This is a genomic window from Peribacillus alkalitolerans (genome assembly GCF_010882125.1).
Lineage (GTDB): Bacteria > Bacillota > Bacilli > Bacillales > DSM-1321 > Bacillus_BN > Bacillus_BN alkalitolerans.
This window is the reverse complement of sequence record NZ_JAAGVZ010000004.1, coordinates 231,510-251,927: the sequence shown is the minus strand read 5'-3', so window position 1 is coordinate 251,927 and position 20,418 is coordinate 231,510. Positions and strand designations below refer to the sequence as shown.

Sequence of the window (20,418 nt, the reverse complement as noted above, 5' to 3'; positions counted from 1 at the left end):
ACGTTTGCCAGGATATATAGGAATAATCAGAAATGATTCTATATGGGACGTGTGATTGGGGGAAGGGTACCCCTTTTTAATGAAGTAAATTCGTACGGTAATTTCAATATTTACGAAGATCACAGGAGGAATTCTTGATGGCTAACGCATATAAGCAAGCTGGGGTCGACATTGAAGCAGGTTATGAAGCTGTCTCCAGAATGAAGAAACATGTTAATAAAACGATGCGTCCTGGTGTACTGAGCGGTTTAGGTGGGTTCGGTGGGATGTTTGATTTATCTACTCTGGGATTAAAAGAGCCAGTCCTTGTTTCAGGAACGGATGGAGTAGGGACAAAGCTTATGCTTGCCTTTTTAATGGATCAGCATGAAACGATCGGTATCGATTGTGTGGCTATGTGTGTGAATGACATTGTCGTCCAAGGTGCTGAACCATTGTATTTCTTGGATTACATCGCTTGTGGGAAGGCACAACCTGAGCGGATCGAAATGATTGTAAAAGGTGTAGCAGAAGGTTGTCAACAAGCTGGTGCGGCTCTGATTGGTGGAGAGACTGCCGAGATGCCAGGTATGTATGAGGAAGACGAATATGATTTGGCAGGATTTGCGGTTGGTGCTTGTGAAAAGTCCAAGCTCGTAACAGGAGAGAATATTAAAGCAGGAGATGTACTAATTGGTCTAGCTTCAAATGGAATCCATAGTAATGGATATTCTCTTGTTCGGAAGGTTCTATTACAGCAATCGGGCATGAGCCTTTATGAGCATGTCGACAGCCTCGGTTGTGTGCTAGGAGAAGAATTGCTTCGACCTACAAGAATTTATGTGAAGCCTCTATTGTCTGCCATGAAAAACTATACTGTCAAAGGTATGTCTCATATTACTGGTGGAGGCTTTATTGAGAACGTTCCTCGTATGTTACCAGAGGGAATTGGTGCTGAAATTATTGAAGGATCTTGGGATATCAAACCTATTTTCAAGCTGTTACAAGAAAAAGGAAACTTAGTCTCAAATGAAATGTACAATATCTTCAACATGGGTATTGGTATGGTCCTTGCAGTTAATAGTGAAGATGCAAAAGCTGTGTTGGATCACCTTGAAAATTCAGGTGAAAAGGCATATATCATTGGTAAAACAGTTGAAGGTAGCGGCGTATCGTTTGTGAAATAATCATTGTTTAAATAGAACTCCTTGGTGGAGGTACCCCATGATAAAGATTGCAATTTTTGCCTCCGGGAGCGGAAGCAATTTTAAAAGTATAGTAGACGCAACTCGTAGTGGATCATTACATGCAGAGGTTAGTTTGCTTGTTTGCGATAAACGGAATGCCCTTGTCATTGATAGAGCATATCGCGAGGGTATTCCGGTTCTCGTTTTTGATCCAAAGGAATATGAGACTAAAACCGCATATGAAGAAGTCATTCTTAAGGCTCTAAATGAGCATCAGGTTGAATTCATAGTGCTTGCTGGTTATATGAGATTACTAGGGTCTGTCCTTTTAAATACTTTCCAAAGTCGAATCGTGAACATTCATCCATCCCTATTGCCTGCTTTTCCTGGAAAAGACGCAATCGGCCAAGCATTCGAAGCTGGAGTGAAAGTTACTGGCGTGACTGTTCATTATGTGGATGAAGGAATGGACACAGGGCCAATCATAGCCCAAAGTGCTGTTAGTGTATTAAAAGGTGATGACCGTGTTAGTCTTCAGGCTCGTATTCAAGAAACTGAACATAAGCTTTATCCAAATGTGTTACAAGAACTATTTGAAAGTTTAAAGATAACTAACTACTAGGGGGAACTATTATGGCAAAACGTGCGCTCATCAGCGTTTCAGATAAAACCGGTATTGTCGAATTCGCAAAAGGACTTAAAGAGGCTGGTTTTGACATTATATCCACAGGTGGTACGAAAAAAGCACTTCAAGAAGCAGGATTAGAAGTGATTGGAATTAGCGATGTTACAGGATTTCCAGAGATATTAGACGGCAGGGTAAAAACTTTGCATCCGAATGTACATGGTGCATTGTTAGCAAGACGTGATGACGATTCTCATCAGGTTCAATTGAACGAACATAATATTCAGCCTATCGATGTAGTATGCGTGAACTTATATCCATTTCAAAAGACGATTGAAAAGCCTGATGTGACGGTTGAAGATGCGATTGAGAACATCGATATTGGTGGCCCAACAATGCTGCGTTCATCTGCAAAGAATCATGAATATATTACAGTTGTAGTCGATCCTGCAGACTATGAAATCGTACTTTCTGAGCTTAAAGCAGATGGAGAGACGACGAAAGAAACAAGAAGAAGACTTGCAGCAAAGGTATTTCGTCATACAGCCTCTTATGACGCTGTAATAGCGGAGTATATGACACAACTTTCTGGGGAAGAGAACCCTGAGAGCATGACAGTAACCTATGAATTGAAGCAATCACTTCGATATGGAGAAAACCCTCATCAGAAAGCAGCTTTCTATAAAAAGCCACTCGGATCATTATTCTCTGTAGCCCAAGCAGAGCAGCTTCATGGAAAAGAGCTTTCCTATAATAATATTAATGATGCTGATGCAGCTCTTCAAATTGTAAAAGAATTTGATCAGCCAGCAGCGGTTGCAGTAAAGCATATGAATCCATGTGGAGTAGGAACTGGCGAGACAATTGGAGAGGCGTTCCAAAAAGCTTATGAAGCAGATCCTACATCGATTTTCGGTGGGATAGTAGCATTGAATCGTGAAGTGGATGGTAAAACAGCGGAGAAACTGCATGAGATTTTCCTTGAAATCGTGATTGCTCCATCGTTTTCTGAGGAAGCCATTCAAATTTTAACTGGTAAGAAAAACATCCGTTTATTAACGGTATCTTTTGATGGTATTCAAAAGGTGGAGAAAAAACTGACAAGCATTGAGGGCGGCCTATTAGTTCAGGATATGGACGGGTTTTCTTTAGAGGATGCAAATGTAACGGTTCCGACAAAACGTCAGCCGACAGAACAGGAATGGGCTGCAATGAAGCTAGGGTGGAAAGTTGTCAAACATGTGAAGTCCAATGCCATTGTAGTAACTGATGAGAACATGACATTAGGCGTAGGTGCTGGACAGATGAACCGAGTTGGGGCAGCGCGCATTGCACTTGATCAAGCAGGCGAAAAGGCGACGGGTGCTGCAATGGCTTCAGATGCATTCTTCCCAATGGATGATACTGTCGAAGCAGCAGCTAAAGCTGGCATCACTGCAATCATTCAGCCAGGCGGATCGGTACGTGATGAAGACTCCATCAAAAAAGCCGATGAACACGGTATTACTATGGTCTTCACAGGCATACGCCACTTCAAGCACTAATTGGATTCAGATCCTCTTCCACAAACTGAATTAAAGGTAAAAACCTAACTCCTACAAGAGAATTAAATAAAGGAATGGGGTCAGACCCATTCCCTAAATATGAGGTGACGGGATGAATGTGTTAGTGATTGGTAGAGGTGGTCGTGAGCATGCGATCGCACGTAAGTTTAAGGAGAGCGAACAAGTGGAGAAGATATTTGTGGCTCCTGGAAATCCTGGTATGGAAGATGTGGCTGAATTAGTATCAATTCAGGAAACTCAGCACGAGGACCTTATCGCCTTTGCTAAGGAACACAAAATCGAGCTAACATTTGTCGGTCCAGAAGTCCCTTTATTGAATGGACTTGTCGATGATTTTGATAAAGCTGGCCTTACTGCATTTGGGCCAAAACAGGAAGCGGCGATCATAGAAGGCAGCAAAGGATTTGCGAAGGACCTTATGAACAACTACAACATACCGACCGCCGATTACGGTAAGTTTGAATCATATGAAGATGCCAAGGCTTACATTGAAAGAATGGGAGCACCAATTGTCATTAAAGCGGATGGACTAGCAGCAGGAAAAGGTGTTGTTGTCGCTATGACGGAAGAAGAGGCTCTTGCTGCGATTCATGACATGATGGTTAATGAAAAGTTTGGAAATGCATCGTCACAGGTTGTCATTGAAGAATTTCTTGAGGGTGAAGAATTTTCCTTAATGGCATTTGTAAATGGTGAAAAAGTGTATCCAATGGTTATCGCTCAAGACCATAAAAGAGCGTTTGACGGGGACTTAGGTCCGAATACAGGTGGCATGGGTGCTTATTCGCCTGTTCCTCAAATCTCTCAACAATTAGTCGATACAGCTGTTGAAACGATTCTAGTTCCCACTGCCAAAGCAATGGTAACGGAGAATCGCCATTTTACGGGTGTCCTTTATGCAGGTTTGATAGCAACTAAAAACGGACCTAAAGTGATTGAATTCAATGCTCGTTTCGGCGATCCAGAAACAGAGGTTGTGTTACCTCGCCTGAAAACAGACTTTGTTACGGTCATCCAAGGGGTTCTTGCTAACGAAGATATTAATATTGAATGGCATGAAGAAGCGGCTTTATGTGTCGTACTTTCATCAAATGGCTATCCAGAGAAATACGAAAACGGAGCGGTAATATCACAGCTGGATCATGTTTCTTCGGATGTACATGTGTATCATGCTGGAACATCAAAGAATGATGATGGTCAGTGGATAACAAATGGTGGACGTGTTTTGGTCGTATCAGCATTGGCCAGTGATTTATATCAAGCACAAAAAATGGCATACTCTTCAGTACACCACATTCAATGTGAAAACTTATTCTATCGTAAAGACATAGGCTACAGAGCACTACAAGCTATTAAGAAATAAAGTAAGAATAGTATAGCTTACGTTTAGCGGATACTTTTTCTACGTGACTTTCTCACGAAGACAAATCCTAAAGCGATTAATGAACCTATCAATGCAATTACCACAAAGGATACATCTGAAACATATTCAAAGAACATAGAATTCACTCCTTATTATTATATGAAACAGGACTGAGATATTAGAATGCTCAGTCCTATTTCTATGTCCGGCTCAAGAAGGATTTATTGCAGAAGCTGCCTTAGTTAATTCCTCTTCAATCGAATTCATCTTCTTTTCTAAATTTTTGTCTTCTGCATGGTCTCGATTTTCGTAAAGTTGCGTTAATGGACAGTAACGGAGGATTCCTTCAGCTATTTTCATGGCAGCCATCATAGCTATAAGGATATAGGACTCCTTATATGGTCTCTTTACCATTTTGGCTGTAACCAAGGATAATAAGGTAAATCCAACAGTAATTCGTATTAATGCATTGATAATTCCAATATTGGATTTTACGTTCATGTGGAATCGACTCCTTCACAAAGTATTAACATACAAAATTTAAAACTTTACTGTGCTAAATTGGAAAATATGCTAGTATTAAAAAAACAATCTTTTATGGAAAATTCCACTATTAAGGCAAAGGGAGGTATGTTCATGCTTGAACAGCGCTATAGATGGAAAAACAAACATTTGCGTGAGCATGTCGCCGTGTTAGATGGTGAAAAGGCTCCGCATGTTTTACTTAAAAATGCTACTTATTTGAATCAAGTCGTGAGAAAATGGTTAAAAGCTAACATTTGGATTTATGACGATCGAATTGTTTATGTTGGAGAAATGGAACCTCTTTTACTTGATGGATGTGAAGTTGTTGATTGTAGTGACTACTATTTAGTACCAGGTTATATTGAGCCACATGCTCATCCATTTCAATTATATAATCCCCATACATTTTCGCAGTATGCATCTCAATACGGTACGACGACTCTCATCAATGACAACATGATGATTTTTTTACAATTAGAAAAAAAGAAAGCGTTTTCTTTATTGAAGGAGCTTAGAAATTTACCATCAACGATGTATTGGTGGTGTCGCTTTGATGCTCAAACGGAGCTACTAAATGAAGAAACACTTTTTTCTCATGGAAATGTCAAAGCATGGCTTGAACATGACGCCATTTTGCAAGGCGGGGAACTGACAGGATGGCCTCGTTTGCTCGCTGGAGACGATATGTTGCTGCATTGGATACAAGAAGCCAAAAGAATGCGAAAGCAAATCGAAGGCCATTTTCCAGGAGCTTCAGAAAAAACACTAGCAAAAATGATGTTGTTCGGTGCGGACTGTGATCATGAAGCGATGACGGGTGAGGAGGCTTACACACGACTAGTACAGGGATATACCGTTTCTTTGCGACATTCTTCTATTAGGCCAGATTTGCCAAAGCTAGTAACGGAATTAAAGGAACTTGGTGTCGATTATTTTGAAAAATTATTTTTAAATACAGACGGTTCTCCACCTTCATTTTATGAAAACGGTATGACGGATCAATTAATTAAGATTTGTATGGATGGGGGCATTTCTCCTATAGATGCCTATAATATGGCTTCCATTAATATTGCTCGATACTACAATATAGAATATTTACATGGAAACATCGCAACAGGACGAGTCGCAAACATTAATTTCTTAACTGAAATTGATAACCCAACTCCAGTAGCTGTTATGGCAAAAGGTAAATGGGTGAAAAGGGACAGACAGGCTAGTAATGGCGCTTTTGATACCTTTGATTGGGCCGATCATGGATTTGAACAGATGAACATTGAATGGGATTTGCATATGGATGACCTTCAATTCTCGATGCCTTTTGGAATTAAAATGGTCAATGATGTTATAACAAAACCTTATTCAGTCCTTAGGGATGTTTCGGATGACGAGTTATCCTTTGAACATGACGAATGCTTCTTCATGTTGATCGACCGCAATGGGAAATGGCAAATAAATACGGTATTAAAAGGATTTGCCAATCGTCTCTGCGGGTTTGCCAGCTCCTATTCCAACACAGGAGATATTGTGTTAATCGGTAAACGTAAAGAAGATATGATTGTTGCATTCAAACGCTTAAAGGAGCTTGGTGGAGGAATCGTGACCGCTGAAAATGGACTCGTGATCCATGAGCTTCCTTTGACATTAAAAGGGCTAATGTCATGCGAACCAATGGAAATTCTGATTAAGCAAGAAAAGGAGTTAAAGCAGATTTTAAAGGATAGAGGGTACCGCTTCAGCGACCCAATCTACACTTTATTATTCTTTTCCTCAACTCACTTACCTTACATCCGAATTACTCCAAGGGGAATGTATGATGTCATGAATAAGACAGTACTCTTTCCATCGATAATGCGTTAAAATGTAAAAGTAAGTATACTGTGCATATTAATAGATACAGAAATAGAGAAACCAGCTTGAAATTTAGCTAGGGGGGACATAAATGAGACTGAGGACATTGACAGTCAGCCTTTTGACAGTTTCCTTATTGGCTGTTGGCTGTAGTAAGAAAGAAGAAGCTACACCTAAGAAAGAACCTACTAAGCAAGCAGAACCGGTACAAGCGCAGGAAACAAAAGAAGAATCAGATGTCATGAAGTATGCGTTTCCTTTATCTGGGGTTGGTACCAATGAGGTCTCTAATCAAAGAGCTGTTGCTGTAATGGTGAATAATCATCCTAAAGCTCGTCCACAATCAGGAATTTCACAAGCTGATATCGTATATGAGATGTTAGCAGAAGGTGAAGTCACTCGTTTTCTTGCTGTTTTTCAAAGTGAAAAGCCTGATAGAATTGGGCCGGTTAGAAGTGCAAGAGATTATTATATCGAACTTGCAAAGGGGCTAAACGGAATTTATATCTGTCATGGATACAGCCCTGAGGCGAAAGCAATGCTAGATAGCGGCTTTATTGAGAATTTAAACGGAATAGTATATGATGGTACTCTGTTTAAGAGGGATAAAACTCGAAAAGCCCCACATAACTCCTATATCACGTTTGAAAATATAGAAAAAGGTGCAGAGAAGAACGGATTTAATATGGAGCAAGCACCTGGCTCTTTTCCATTTTTGACTGAGGATGAAATGGAAGTGTTGAATGGAGAAAAAGGTGAAGCTGTAAGTATATCGTACGGAACAGAGTCCTTTAATGTTCGTTACGAATTCGATAAAGCGACATCTACTTATAACCGTTTTTCAAAAGGAGAGCAGACTATCGACAAAGAAACTGGTAAACCTGTTCAGTTGAAAAACGTATTCATCATTGAAGCTCAACATAAAATCGTCGATAAACATGGTCGACGTGATATCAACTTAGAATCTGGAGGCAATGCATACTTGCTTCAGGACGGAAAATGGAATGCAGTACAATGGGAAAACAAGAACGGATTGCTAATACCAGTTAAGGATGGAAAAGAAGTAGGTTTCATTCCGGGCAAGACTTGGGTGAATATCATCCCTCAAAGTCCTGGTTTAGCTGGTTCAGTTTCTTTCAGCGAAGGAATATAAAATTCTATGAGAAAATCATATAAAGGGGTTCATATATGCAAATTGAAAAACTAAGAGGAAAAGAACTGGATCAATTATTTAAAGCGGTTTTGACTTTAAAAGATCTTGAGGAATGTTATCGATTCTTTGACGATTTATGTACTGTTAATGAAATACAATCATTAGCTCAGCGTCTTGAGGTTGCTAGAATGCTTCAAGAAGGCAAAACCTATCATAAAATCGAGACTGAAACAGGTGCAAGCACAGCTACAATCTCACGTGTGAAACGATGCTTGAATTATGGCAATGATGCCTACACTATGGCTCTCGACCGAATAAAAGAAGAGGAATAATCCCAAACCCGGCTAAGACCGGGTTTTTTTGCGCCATTGTGGATGTTTGGTAATATGTGCAGTTGATTTGTTAATAAGATTGAGATTTCGGTAAAAAAATGCTTCTATTCGGTAAAATATGTAGTCCGTTCGGTAAAATCCTGAAAATAAGTATCTTCTTGGAATTATTCATTCGTCTATCTAAAAATGATATCCGTGATTTTTAGTAGTTTATCCGTGACTTCCGACCAGATCTCTGTGACTTTTAGGGAAAAATCCGTGTAAAACTTCCATATTTCCGTGACCCCCGTTCGTCACTAAGCAAGCTGCAGATTATGGTGGAGGCAAATAGATAAAATCAGACCATGAATAGAAGGTGTGACAGTTTTTCTTACTAAAATGAAATGATATAATGTTGGAATGGGAATTAGATGGGAGGCTTTTTGATGTATGATTTTCGCGAGTGGAAACATGTGTTTAAACTCGATCCTAATAAAGAAATTTCTGACGAGGCTTTAGAGTTAATATGTGAATCAGGAACGGATGCCATTCTGGTTGGTGGCTCAGATGATGTTACTCTTGAGGGTGTCCTCGATATAATGGCAAGAATCAGAAGATATACAGTACCTTGTGTGCTAGAAGTTTCTTCTATTGAAACGGTAACACCAGGTTTTGATTTATATTTTATTCCGACAGTACTGAACAGTACGGATCCCAATTGGATTGTTGGCCTCCATCAAAAGGCAGTAAAGGAATTCGGAGATATAATGAACTGGGAAGAGATTATTGTAGAAGGATATTGCATTTTAAATGGTGAGTGTAAAGCTGCTAAACTGACAGATGCAAATACAGACCTAGATAGTGATGATGTTGTGGCATATGGTGTTATGGCTGAGCGAATGCTGAATTTGCCCATTTTTTATTTAGAATACAGTGGAACATATGGTGATCCTGCGATTGTCAAAGAAGTAAAAGAGCGAGTGAATCAAACAACCATCTTTTATGGAGGGGGCATTACAGGCCCGGAACAAGCTAAAGAGATGGCACAATTTGCGGACGTCGTTGTAGTCGGAAATGTTATATATGATGATCTAAATCAAGCACTTCTAACTGTGAAGGCTGTTAAAAATTAAAGGGAGCTCATTTCCTTTTACGTATATTTTTTGTATAATTATTAGAACAAACGTTCTTATTTGGTGGTGGGATATTTGAAATTTTTGTCTGAACGATTTTTAAACGGTTTGAATCCTGAACAACAAAATGCTGTAAAGACTACGGATGGTCCGTTGTTAATTATGGCTGGGGCGGGTAGTGGAAAAACACGGGTCCTGACCCATAGAATTGCGTACCTTATGGTGGAGAAACAAGTAGCACCTTGGAACATTTTAGCGATTACCTTTACCAATAAGGCAGCAAGGGAAATGAAAGAGCGGATTAAAGGACTAATGGGTGGTGCCGCTGAGGAAATTTGGATTTCTACCTTCCACTCCATGTGTGTCCGTATTTTAAGAAGAGACATCGATCGAATCGGATTTAATCGTAATTTTTCAATCCTTGATACGACTGATCAACAGTCTGTCATCAAGCAAATCTTAAAAGATAAAAATATGGACCCGAAGAAATTTGATTACAGAACGATTTTAGGGTCTATTAGTTCCGCTAAAAACGAATTGATGGACGCTGAGGAATATGAAAAATCAGCAGGTCAATTTTATGAAAAAACAGTTGCGGAAGTCTATAAAGAGTATCAAAAACGTTTACGGAAAAATCAATCATTGGATTTTGACGATTTGATCATGACTACGATCCAGCTTTTTGAGAGAGTACCAGAGGTTCTGGAATATTATCAACGTAAGTTCCAATACATTCATGTGGATGAGTATCAGGATACAAACCGGGCGCAATACATGTTAGTAAAACTGATGGCTGCCCGCTTTAAAAACCTTTGTGTTGTTGGGGACAGCGATCAATCCATTTACCGTTGGAGAGGTGCTGACATTAGCAATATCCTTTCCTTTGAAAAAGACTACAGCAATGCGAAGGCCATCATGCTTGAGCAAAATTACCGTTCTACAAAGAAAATTTTACAGGCTGCAAATGAAGTCATTTCGAATAATGCCAATCGAAAGCCTAAAAACCTTTGGACTGAAAATGCTGAAGGCAACAAAATTGTATATTACCGAGCTGATAGCGAGCAAGGAGAAGCACAGTTCGTTGCTGGAAAAATCCTTGAGGTTACGAGGGAAAAAGGCAGAAGCCTTGAGGATATAGCCATTCTTTATAGAACCAATGCACAATCGCGTGTAATGGAGGAAGTCCTTTTAAAATCCAATATCCAATACAGCATTGTTGGGGGCATCAAGTTCTACGATCGTAAAGAAATTAAGGATATGCTTGCGTATTTAAGACTAATCGCAAATCCAGATGATGATATAAGCTTCCGTCGTGTCATCAATGTACCGAAAAGAGGGATTGGAGCTTCTTCGGTCGATAAAATTGCTGATTTTGCTGCGATGCAGGACTTATCTATGTTCCGTGCTCTTCAAGACATAGAGTTGATGGGACTAAGCCCCAAAATTTCAAAAGCAGCACGTGAATTCCGTGATTTAATTCAAGGATATGAACATATGCAAGAGTATCTGTCAGTGACTGAACTTGTTGAGGAAGTCATCGAGAAATCTGGATATATGGAGATGCTCCAAATTGAAAAGTCTCTTGAATCGCAAAGTCGGATTGAGAACTTAGAAGAGTTTTTATCTGTTACGAAAAGCTTTGAAGAACAGAATGAAGATAAAAGTCTGGTCGCATTCCTGACAGATTTAGCTTTAGTAGCGGATATTGACTCTCTTGATGAAGATGGGACCCCACAGGAAGCAGTCACTTTAATGACACTGCATTCTGCTAAAGGTCTAGAGTTCCCTGTTGTATTCTTGTTAGGGCTAGAAGAAGGGGTATTCCCTCATAGTCGTTCTCTAATGGAAGAAGCAGAAATGGAAGAAGAGCGACGTTTGGCTTATGTCGGAATCACAAGAGCGGAGCAGGAGTTATTCATTACGAATGCTCAAATGCGCACGCTGTTTGGTCGTACAAGCATGAATCCAGTATCTCGGTTTATATCGGAGATACCAGATGAGTTGCTGGAAGACTTACAGGCAATGAAAAAGAAAGCAATGCCAAGCTTTATGGGGGGAACGAGACCTTCCTCTACCACTCCAGGACAAGCAATGAAGAGACAAGCCGCTATCCGCAACACCAATGCACCGTCAGCAACAGGCGGTGACGAAATCGATTGGAGAGTCGGGGATAAGGCTGAGCATAAGAAGTGGGGCATTGGTACAGTGGTCAGCGTGAAAGGACAAGGAGAAGGTAAAGAGCTTGATATTGCATTCCCTAGTCCAGTTGGCATAAAACGTTTACTGGCTAAATTTGCGCCTGTACAAAAGGTATAATTTTATATCCAGAAAGTGAGGAACGGTCGATGGAGACGTCTTCTACCCAAAAGCGCGTTACGGAACTTCAGACATTACTGAATCAATACAATTATGAATACCATATTTTAGATAAACCTTCCGTCCCAGATGCGGAATACGATCAGTTGCTACGGGAGCTAATCGAACTTGAAGAACAATTTCCAGAATTACAAACCCCTGATTCCCCTACGCAGCGAGTGGGTGGAGAAGTTCTATCTATGTTTGAAAAAGTGGAACACCGTACTCCAATGCTTAGTCTCGGTAATGCTTTCAATGAAAGTGATTTACGGGATTTTGATCGGAAAATCCGACAAGCAGTAGGGGACAAATTCTCTTATGTTTGTGAACTAAAGATTGATGGATTAGCCGTTTCTCTTCGCTATGAGGATGGATGGTTTGTACAAGGTGCGACCCGTGGCGACGGAACGATAGGGGAAGACATTACAGCTAATTTAAAGACGATAAAGTCTATCCCATTGCGCATTAATAAGCCTTTTACGATGGAGGTTCGAGGCGAAGCTTTCATGCCAAAGAAATCTTTTGAAAAGCTTAATGCAGTCAAAGAAGAAAAGGGTGAAGAACCCTTTGCGAATCCTCGTAATGCCGCAGCGGGTTCATTGCGCCAGCTGGACCCGAAGATTGCGGCGTCCCGTAACTTGGATGTTTACCTTTATGGAGTTGCTGATACTGGTGGTACAGGAGTCCATTCTCATAGTGAGGGATTAGATCTCCTCGATGAGTTGGGTTTTAAGACTAATAAAGAGCGAAAAAAATGTGAGACTATTGAAGAAGTCTTGGAGTATGTAGAAGGATGGGTTGAGAGAAGACCACATCTACAATATGACATAGATGGAATTGTTATTAAAGTAGATTCTTTAGCTCAGCAAGAAGAGCTTGGAACGACTGCAAAAAGTCCACGCTGGGCAATTGCGTACAAATTTCCGGCTGAAGAAGTAGTAACCATTCTTAAGGAAATTGAATTAAGCGTAGGTCGGACAGGGGTTGTGACTCCTACTGCCATATTGGAACCAGTTAGAGTAGCCGGAACGACAGTTAGTCGAGCTTCTCTTCACAATGAAGATTTGATCAGGGAGAAAGACCTGAAAATCGGTGATCATGTAGTTGTGAAGAAGGCAGGCGATATCATTCCTGAGGTTGTGAATGTACTATTAGAACGTAGGACAGGGGAAGAGAAGGATTTCAATATGCCTACCCATTGTCCAGAATGTGATAGTGAACTAGTGCGATTAGAGGAAGAAGTTGCTTTGCGCTGCATTAATCCGACTTGTCCAGCACAGATCAGAGAAGGTTTGATCCACTTTGTATCTCGTAATGCGATGAATATAGATGGTCTTGGCGAAAAGGTCATCAGTCAACTTTTCCAGGAAAAATTGATTGAAAAAGTTTCTGATTTATATAAACTTACATCAGAGCAATTACTTGGATTAGAACGCATGGGTGAAAAGTCTGTTCAGAATTTGTTAGCTGCCATTGAGGCTTCAAAAGCGAATTCACTAGAGAAATTATTATTTGGTCTTGGTATCAGACATGTTGGGGCTAAAGCAGCAAAAACACTTGCCCAGCATTTCGGTTCAATCGAGGGGCTAATGAATGCTTCATATGAAGAATTGATTGCCATTAATGAAATTGGCGATAAAATGGCTGAATCCATTGTTACCTATTTCGGCCAACCAGAAGTGCAGGAATTGATTAACGAATTAAAATCGTTTCATGTTACTATGGAATACAAAGGGCCTAAACTAATCACTGTTGAAAATTCCGATTCTTTCTTTGCAGGAAAAACAATTGTTTTGACTGGCAAACTAGAACAATTGTCTAGAAATGAAGCGAAGGAAAAAATCGAAGCATTAGGTGGCAACGTTGCGGGAAGTGTATCCAAGAAAACGCATCTTGTCATTGCCGGTGAAGATGCAGGTTCAAAGTTGACTAAAGCACAGGATTTAGGAATTGAGATTTGGGATGAGGATAGACTGGTCGAAGAATTAGAGAAATAAGAGGGTGTAAACATGAAAAAAATCTACTTGATCGGATTAACGGTCCTCCTGTTATTAACAGGTTGTGCCCCTAAATTCGACAAGCAGGAAGAGGTTGTCCAAAAGACGGATGATGCCAAAGAAAAAGCGATTATCCCGAAATATCAAATATCTGAACAATATTATCGTACCATTCTTCCATTTGAACCAAGCCAAGCGCGTGGACTTGTCGTATCAAATTTAAATACGCGATTTGACGTAAATGAAATGGAAATGGGATTGATGCGAATCGCTCAGCAAACGTTTGAGCCGGATACTTTCTTATTTAAGGAAGGTCAATATCTTGATTCGAAGACGGTTAATAAATGGCTGAATCGTAAATTTACAAAAGAACAATTGGCAAAAGAGAAGATCAAAGAGTCTAATAATATAGGTTTGAATCCGTTAAATCCAGGAAAAGGGGACATAGCCAAACAGAATGAACAGAATCCAATCTACCTTTCTCATATTTTAGAACAGGATTATATGGTGAAAAATGGAGAAGGAACAGTAGGTCTTGGTGGAGTTGTCATCGGTTTAGCTTTGAATTCTGTTCATTATTATCAAAAGGAAGAATTTGGCGATGTGTATAGCGTGAAAATTCCTACTGATGAAATGGAGAAGCAAGGCAAGAAAATAGCACAAGAAGTACTTCTTCGACTTCGTAAAATGGATGACTTGAAAAACGTACCTATTACAATAGCACTATTTAAGCAAGAAGCTAGCACGTCTGTTGTTCCGGGGAATTTTATTGCCTATACCAATATCGGAGAAGGTGTCACCTCTATTCGTGATTGGGAAAAGGTCAATGAAAAATATTTGCTATTCCCTTCAGAAGAAGCAAAAGACAAACATCGAGATGACGTTACATTCTTTTTGAATTTTAAACAAGACGTAGAAAAATATTTCCCTAACTTCAATGGTGTTGTTGGTCGTGGATACTATGTGGATGATCAGTTACAGGAACTGAATATTACTATCCCGATTCAGTTCTATGGGAAAGCTGAAGCAATTGGCTTTACTCAATATGTAGCAGGGTTAGTTATGGAACATTTCCCTGAATACGTATCCGTCCAAGTTGCTGTTAATAGCGTAAGTGGACCTGAATCATTGATAGTCCGTAAACCAAATCAAAAAGAACCGTTTGTGCATATTTATCAGTATTAAATAACCTTAATATCAACCATTATTTCTGGCCCATCAATAATTGATGGGCTATTTTTTATTTTCAGAAAGTTATGTAGATAAGTTTCCAGCATTATTGTCTTTGAAGTAGTGAACATTATCGGTTAGAATGGGTAATGGAGTTAGTAATACATAGGAGGGGTTTGACTTGGTACTACCATACAAACATGAACCATTTACAAATTTCAAAGAAGAAGAAAACAAAGCTGCATATTTAGAAGGTTTAAAATTAGTAAAATCTTATCTTGGCCAGGATTACCCATTGGTGATAGGCGGAGAAAAAATTACGACTGACGATAAAATCGTTTCATACAACCCTGCAAATAAAGAAGAAGTAATCGGTCGTGTTTCTAGAGCAAGCCGCGATCTAGCTGAAAAAGCGATGCAAGTTGCGGATGAGACATTCAAGACTTGGAAAAAAGTGAAGCCGGAATCCCGCGCTGATATCTTGTTCCGTGCTGCTGCGATCATTCGTCGCCGCAAGCATGAATTCTCTGCATTATTGACGATGGAAGCAGGTAAGCCTTGGAACGAAGCGGATGCAGATACAGCGGAAGCAATCGATTTCTTAGAATTCTATGCTCGTCAAATGTTGAAGCTAAAAGACGGAATGCCTGTTGAGAGCCGTCCAGGTGAATACAATCAATACAATTACGTTCCACTAGGTGTGGGAATTATCATTTCTCCATGGAACTTCCCGTTCGCAATCATGGCTGGTACTGCGGTAGCGGCGATTGTAACTGGTAACACGATTCTATTAAAACCGGCTTCTACAACGCCTATCGTTGCTGCGAAGTTCGTAGAAGTGATGGAAGAAGCAGGTCTTCCTGCAGGCGTATTAAACTTCGTACCAGGTAATGGTTCTGAAGTTGGGGATTACTTAGTTGATCACCCACGCACTCGTTTCATTTCCTTCACTGGATCTCGTGATATCGGAATCCGTATCTTCGAGCGTGCTTCTAAAGTGAACGAAGGTCAAATCTGGTTGAAACGCGTGATCGCTGAAATGGGCGGTAAGGATACAATCGTAGTCGATAGCGACGCGGACCTTGAGTTAGCAGCACAATCCATTGTGAAATCCGCATTCGGATTCTCTGGACAAAAATGTTCAGCTTGTTCTCGTGCAGTCATCGTTGAAGATGTGTACGATCAAGTATTAGCTCGTGCTGTTGAATTAACGAAGGAACTTCAAGTGGGTAACCCAGAAGATACAAGTAACTTCATGGGTCCAGTTATCGATAACAACTCATTCAAGAAAATCATGGAGTATGTTGAAATCGGTAAGCAAGAAGGTAAATTAATGGCAGGTGGAGAAGGCGACAACTCTAAAGGATTCTTCGTTCAACCAACCATCATTGCGGACCTTGACCCGAAAGCACGCTTAATGCAAGAAGAAATCTTCGGACCAGTAGTAGGTTTCTCAAAAGCGAAGGATTTCGACCATGCGCTTGAGATTGCGAACAATACAGAATACGGTTTAACAGGTGCAGTTATTACTAACAACCGTGCACACATCGAAAAAGCACGTGAAGAGTTCCATGTTGGTAACCTTTACTTCAACCGTGGATGTACAGGTGCGATTGTTGGATACCAACCATTTGGTGGATTCAACATGTCAGGTACAGACTCTAAAGCAGGCGGACCAGACTACCTAGTACAACACATGCAAGGTAAGACAACTTCTGAAACATTCTAATTGACTTACTGTGTAGGAATTCAATATTAAAATTACTTTACCTAGTGGATTTTTCTAGAGTTTTCTCTACTTTTCGCCACACAATTGTCATCAGACGATTGTGTGGCTTTTTGTGTTGGTAAATTTTTTAGGAGGTTTTCCGAATGAAAACTTGGTATTATGCACTATTCGTATTTCTTGGAGGCTGTAGTTTTGGAATCCTTTCTACTTTTGTAAAACTGGCCTATTCAGCCGGTTTCTCTATGGCAGAGGTAACAGGAAGTCAGGTCCTTTTTGGGACGCTAATCATTTGGGTACTCACACTTTTCACAAAAAAAGTAAGGGTGAGTCCATTACAAGTTACAAAGATTCTTTTAGGTGGATTTCCAATGGGGTTAACCGGAATCCTATATTATCATTCTCTGGAAACCCTCAATGCTTCCCTCGCCATTATTTTTTTATTTCAATTTATTTGGATAGGTACCTTGCTGGAATGGGGTATTCTTAAGAAAAAGCCTTCTATAGTCAAGGTGATCTCCATTATTATTCTCTTAACTGGATCATTATTAGGAGCAGGAATTTTCACCGATGGATTGCAATCTATGACCTGGCAAGGTGCTGCGTGGGGCATGCTTGCAGCTACCTCTTTTTCTACTTTTCTTATGATCAGTAGTTTAGTAGAGAAACAAGTTCCTCCTATTCAACGAAGCGCTATTCTCTCATCAGGAGCGATGATAGTAACGTTTTTACTGTTTCCACCATTATTTTTAATGGATGGGACTACATTAGTTGGAATCACTCCATTCGGTATTATTTTAGGAGTATTTGGTGTTGTACTTCCACCTTTACTCTTCTCAATTGGAATGCCACATATAGGCCCTGGACTAGGATCGATACTCACAGCCTCAGAACTACCAGTTGCTTTGTTTATGTCTGCAATTGTTTTATCTGAAACCGTCGATTGGATACAGTGGGCTGGAGTAATATTAATTTTAATAGGGATCTTGTTCAGCAATCTTCATCCTTTTTCAATTAATAAAGAATTCAAGAAACAAAAAGAGTGAACTCAAGCGTTCCATCTTTCAAGAGTTTCCCATGACACAATAACAGGAACAAGTGAGAAGCTGTCATTAGACAGCTTTTTTATTGTGCAACGTACAAGATACATGGCATTATTCATTTGGTTAAGAGAGTATCTAGATAGTTAGATTATTTATATTTGAGAAATACTTTACTAATATTTTAGTTTGTGTGATAAAGGGGCAGATAGTTTAAATAGGCTAAAAGGAATACTGTTGCTTTTTAGAGAATTGTAATAATCAAATTTATATTTATGAGGTAGAAGAATTGATTAAAGATGCAGAATGGGCAATGATTGCAAAAAGAATTGCAAAGTATGATGTAAGCTATCAGTTGAGGTTTAGAATATCATGAAGAAACCAATGGGATTTCTAGAATAATTCGTGAGTCTGAAAAATAGTTAGGACGATTAAACCTAAGATTTATTATCTGTGAAACCTCACTCAAAATAGGAAAATAATATTTGTTGAAAATGCAAAAGATTAATAGAGAAGTAAAAGTACTTCTACTTTTGTCTATCAAATTCTAGTTGAATGTGATTTTTGATTTAATAAGGAGATGAAAGGTGTGTTTTTAAAGAAAAGCTCATACTTAGGAGAGAAAAATGGCGTTTCCTATTTGAATGGAGAAGTTAAATTCCAAAGTGTCTCATTAAATGTTTACAGTTATTTAGTTGATGGTGTATTAATTGATACTGGAGCGCAGTCCTTACATAAATATTTTGAATCATTTATTGATCAAGCAGATTTCGATCAAGTAATGATTACTCATTTTCATGAGGATCATACAGGTTGTGCCGCCTATGTTGAAAAAACAAAGAAGCTACCCATTTATTTAAATAAGAAAACAATGAATTATTGCACACAACGGGCAGATTATCCTTTATATCGGCAACTATTTTGGGGAAGAAGAAAGCCATTTCATGCTCAAGCTATGCCTGAAACGTTTACATCCAGAAATGCGAGATGGGAAGTAATTGATACTCCTGGTCATGCCTATGATCATAAAGCCTTATTAAATTGGGAAACTGGTCAATTATTTACAGGAGATCTATTTGTAAGCGAGCGGACAAAAGTTGTATTAGCAGAAGAAAGTATACCTACCATTATTCACTCATTAGAACGAGTATTAACTTATGATTTTCAAGATGTATTTTGCAGTCATGTAGGATTTGTAGAAGATGGACGCGCAGCTCTTGAACGTAAACGAGACTATTTATTATCTATTAGCCATGATGTATTAACTTTACAAAAAGAAGGGGATTCCGCCGAAGTAATTCGTAAGAAGCTATTTCCAAAAAAATACCCAATCATAAAGTTTTCAAGCGGAGAATGGGATTCACTTCATATAGTTACATCGGTAATGAATGAAAATAATATGCATTAATCGGAGGGCTATACAAAAGGCATTGATCATTGTTGTGCTAACAGGGTAGGATAGAGGAAGAAGGATGATTCCAAGGATCTATTCATACCAACAATAAAAAAGAGGGAACAATTATGAAATTGAATCCCTCTTTTCATGATGTAGCAATGTTATTTTATATACTCATCACCTACTAATGAATCGGTAATAATTTGAGTAGGAATGATAAATTCCACGACTCCCATATACCCTGGCGCAACCTCATACTTATTAAATGATATGACAAGCTTGCCTTCTTTATTAATATAGAAATTTTGTTCCGACGTTATGCTTTGAAAAGGATCGATTGGATCTTCTATACCTGCATCTGTAACCCAATATACCTTTGCAGGATCCGCTTTGATTTGTTCACGCATTTGATTTTTTATGTTTTCACTTATCACATGAATGTATTGATCATTTTTAAATAATATAGGTAAAGTTAATAAAATTTCCTTTTTCTTATCTATAGTATCGTATTTAAAAGTGGTCGATGAAGACCCGACTGTATTTACCACATATCTTCCGATGGTTAATAGATTTTCAGTATCTGTTTGTACCACATATCCACTTTCTACCCCAAGATGACCACCTTTTTCTTTTTTCAGGGTATCCACCTCTGCCTTAAATTCTTCATATAATTGTTTATTTTCATTCATATACTTTTCGTTAAGGCTCTTTTCAAGAGATTTATCCTCTAAGTTCGTAACTTTTGGTACTTTAATGTTGGCTTTATAATTCTCTTCCTCCACTTTAAATTCTGTAAAAGTTACAACACTGACAATGTCCTTAAGAACGGGAACATCCGATAATGTCTTAGCAAAGGATGGACTAGTATTTAATAGTAGGATAAAGGCGGATGCTGCAGTAACCAAGGTTCCTGTAATCCATTTGTATAAGTATCCTTTTTTGCTCGGTCTTTTAAATGCATTTTTTATCACATCATCTAATTCACCTGGTATAGGGACGTTTTTATATTCCATCTTTAATTCCTCTAATTTTTTATCCATTTTTC

Annotated in this window: 17 protein-coding genes; 14 read left to right on the top strand and 3 right to left on the bottom strand. The window is 39.2% G+C overall.

Annotated elements, in window-relative coordinates:
• Positions 1–137: 137 nt before the first annotated feature.
• The 4 genes from purM (at position 138) to purD (ending at position 4,719) form a co-directional block, all read left to right on the top strand.
• Positions 138–1,166 carry a phosphoribosylformylglycinamidine cyclo-ligase gene (gene purM, locus G3O09_RS07310; RefSeq protein ID WP_163100834.1) on the top strand — a complete coding sequence of 343 codons (1,029 nt, stop codon included), beginning with the start codon at positions 138–140 and terminating at the stop codon, positions 1,164–1,166.
• Positions 1,167–1,203: 37 nt separating this feature from the next.
• On the top strand, positions 1,204–1,788 hold the full coding sequence (purN, locus tag G3O09_RS07305; protein ID WP_163100833.1) for a phosphoribosylglycinamide formyltransferase: 585 nt from the start codon (positions 1,204–1,206) through the stop codon (positions 1,786–1,788).
• An 11-nt stretch (positions 1,789–1,799) separates the two neighbouring features.
• A complete protein-coding gene (gene purH, locus G3O09_RS07300; RefSeq protein ID WP_163100832.1) occupies positions 1,800–3,335 on the top strand; it encodes a bifunctional phosphoribosylaminoimidazolecarboxamide formyltransferase/IMP cyclohydrolase in 1,536 nt (511 codons plus the stop codon).
• A 112-nt stretch (positions 3,336–3,447) separates the two neighbouring features.
• A complete protein-coding gene (gene purD, locus G3O09_RS07295) occupies positions 3,448–4,719 on the top strand; it encodes a phosphoribosylamine--glycine ligase (protein WP_163100831.1) in 1,272 nt (423 codons plus the stop codon).
• Positions 4,720–4,742: 23 nt separating this feature from the next.
• Here the strand turns inward: purD and G3O09_RS07290 are convergent, their stop codons facing one another.
• Positions 4,743–4,856, bottom strand: coding sequence for an EYxxD motif small membrane protein (locus G3O09_RS07290; protein ID WP_163100830.1), 114 nt, complete (start codon positions 4,854–4,856; stop codon positions 4,743–4,745).
• 73 nt (positions 4,857–4,929) lie between these two features.
• Entirely contained in the window at positions 4,930–5,220 is a 291-nt protein-coding gene (locus G3O09_RS07285) for a YgaP family membrane protein (protein WP_163100829.1), read from the bottom strand.
• A 135-nt stretch (positions 5,221–5,355) separates the two neighbouring features.
• Between G3O09_RS07285 and G3O09_RS07280 the strand changes: the two genes are divergently transcribed.
• The 10 genes from G3O09_RS07280 (at position 5,356) to G3O09_RS07235 (ending at position 19,385) form a co-directional block, all read left to right on the top strand.
• A complete protein-coding gene (locus G3O09_RS07280) occupies positions 5,356–7,101 on the top strand; it encodes an adenine deaminase C-terminal domain-containing protein (RefSeq protein WP_163100828.1) in 1,746 nt (581 codons plus the stop codon).
• Between the two features lie 82 nt (positions 7,102–7,183).
• The gene (locus tag G3O09_RS07275; protein ID WP_163100827.1) at positions 7,184–8,245 is read left to right on the top strand and encodes a DUF3048 domain-containing protein; all 1,062 of its coding nucleotides are present in this window, start codon (positions 7,184–7,186) and stop codon (positions 8,243–8,245) included.
• Between the two features lie 35 nt (positions 8,246–8,280).
• Positions 8,281–8,577, top strand: coding sequence for a YerC/YecD family TrpR-related protein (locus G3O09_RS07270; protein WP_163100826.1), 297 nt, complete (start codon positions 8,281–8,283; stop codon positions 8,575–8,577).
• Between the two features lie 425 nt (positions 8,578–9,002).
• A complete protein-coding gene (pcrB, locus tag G3O09_RS07265; RefSeq protein ID WP_163100825.1) occupies positions 9,003–9,689 on the top strand; it encodes a heptaprenylglyceryl phosphate synthase in 687 nt (228 codons plus the stop codon).
• A 75-nt stretch (positions 9,690–9,764) separates the two neighbouring features.
• Entirely contained in the window at positions 9,765–12,005 is a 2,241-nt protein-coding gene (gene pcrA / locus G3O09_RS07260; RefSeq protein WP_163100824.1) for a DNA helicase PcrA, read from the top strand.
• 29 nt (positions 12,006–12,034) lie between these two features.
• Complete coding sequence (gene ligA, locus G3O09_RS07255; protein ID WP_163100823.1) at positions 12,035–14,041, top strand: NAD-dependent DNA ligase LigA; 2,007 nt, start codon at positions 12,035–12,037, stop codon at positions 14,039–14,041.
• A 12-nt stretch (positions 14,042–14,053) separates the two neighbouring features.
• Entirely contained in the window at positions 14,054–15,226 is a 1,173-nt protein-coding gene (locus G3O09_RS07250) for a CamS family sex pheromone protein (protein ID WP_163100822.1), read from the top strand.
• A gap of 166 nt (positions 15,227–15,392) precedes the next feature.
• The gene (gene pruA, locus G3O09_RS07245; RefSeq protein ID WP_163100821.1) at positions 15,393–16,940 is read left to right on the top strand and encodes an L-glutamate gamma-semialdehyde dehydrogenase; all 1,548 of its coding nucleotides are present in this window, start codon (positions 15,393–15,395) and stop codon (positions 16,938–16,940) included.
• A gap of 143 nt (positions 16,941–17,083) precedes the next feature.
• A complete protein-coding gene (locus G3O09_RS07240; protein WP_163100820.1) occupies positions 17,084–17,983 on the top strand; it encodes an EamA family transporter in 900 nt (299 codons plus the stop codon).
• A 574-nt stretch (positions 17,984–18,557) separates the two neighbouring features.
• The gene (locus G3O09_RS07235; RefSeq protein WP_163100819.1) at positions 18,558–19,385 is read left to right on the top strand and encodes an MBL fold metallo-hydrolase; all 828 of its coding nucleotides are present in this window, start codon (positions 18,558–18,560) and stop codon (positions 19,383–19,385) included.
• 149 nt (positions 19,386–19,534) lie between these two features.
• Here G3O09_RS07235 and rsiV read toward each other — a convergent pair whose 3' ends face one another.
• Positions 19,535–20,413, bottom strand: a complete 879-nt coding sequence (gene rsiV, locus G3O09_RS07230; RefSeq protein WP_163100818.1) for an anti-sigma-V factor RsiV — start codon at positions 20,411–20,413, stop codon at positions 19,535–19,537.
• Positions 20,414–20,418: the final 5 nt, after the last annotated feature.

Coding starts and splice junctions, on each gene's coding strand:
- G3O09_RS07275 (WP_163100827.1), top strand. CDS start 7,184: ATGAGACTGAGGACATTGACAGTCAGCCTTTTGACAGTTTCCTTATTG.
- rsiV (WP_163100818.1), bottom strand. CDS start 20,413: ATGGATAAAAAATTAGAGGAATTAAAGATGGAATATAAAAACGTCCCT.
- ligA (WP_163100823.1), top strand. CDS start 12,035: ATGGAGACGTCTTCTACCCAAAAGCGCGTTACGGAACTTCAGACATTA.
- purN (WP_163100833.1), top strand. CDS start 1,204: ATGATAAAGATTGCAATTTTTGCCTCCGGGAGCGGAAGCAATTTTAAA.
- pcrB (WP_163100825.1), top strand. CDS start 9,003: ATGTATGATTTTCGCGAGTGGAAACATGTGTTTAAACTCGATCCTAAT.
- purD (WP_163100831.1), top strand. CDS start 3,448: ATGAATGTGTTAGTGATTGGTAGAGGTGGTCGTGAGCATGCGATCGCA.
- purM (WP_163100834.1), top strand. CDS start 138: ATGGCTAACGCATATAAGCAAGCTGGGGTCGACATTGAAGCAGGTTAT.
- G3O09_RS07285 (WP_163100829.1), bottom strand. CDS start 5,220: ATGAACGTAAAATCCAATATTGGAATTATCAATGCATTAATACGAATT.
- G3O09_RS07235 (WP_163100819.1), top strand. CDS start 18,558: ATGAAAGGTGTGTTTTTAAAGAAAAGCTCATACTTAGGAGAGAAAAAT.
- G3O09_RS07250 (WP_163100822.1), top strand. CDS start 14,054: ATGAAAAAAATCTACTTGATCGGATTAACGGTCCTCCTGTTATTAACA.
- G3O09_RS07270 (WP_163100826.1), top strand. CDS start 8,281: ATGCAAATTGAAAAACTAAGAGGAAAAGAACTGGATCAATTATTTAAA.
- purH (WP_163100832.1), top strand. CDS start 1,800: ATGGCAAAACGTGCGCTCATCAGCGTTTCAGATAAAACCGGTATTGTC.
- G3O09_RS07240 (WP_163100820.1), top strand. CDS start 17,084: ATGAAAACTTGGTATTATGCACTATTCGTATTTCTTGGAGGCTGTAGT.
- G3O09_RS07290 (WP_163100830.1), bottom strand. CDS start 4,856: ATGTTCTTTGAATATGTTTCAGATGTATCCTTTGTGGTAATTGCATTG.
- G3O09_RS07280 (WP_163100828.1), top strand. CDS start 5,356: ATGCTTGAACAGCGCTATAGATGGAAAAACAAACATTTGCGTGAGCAT.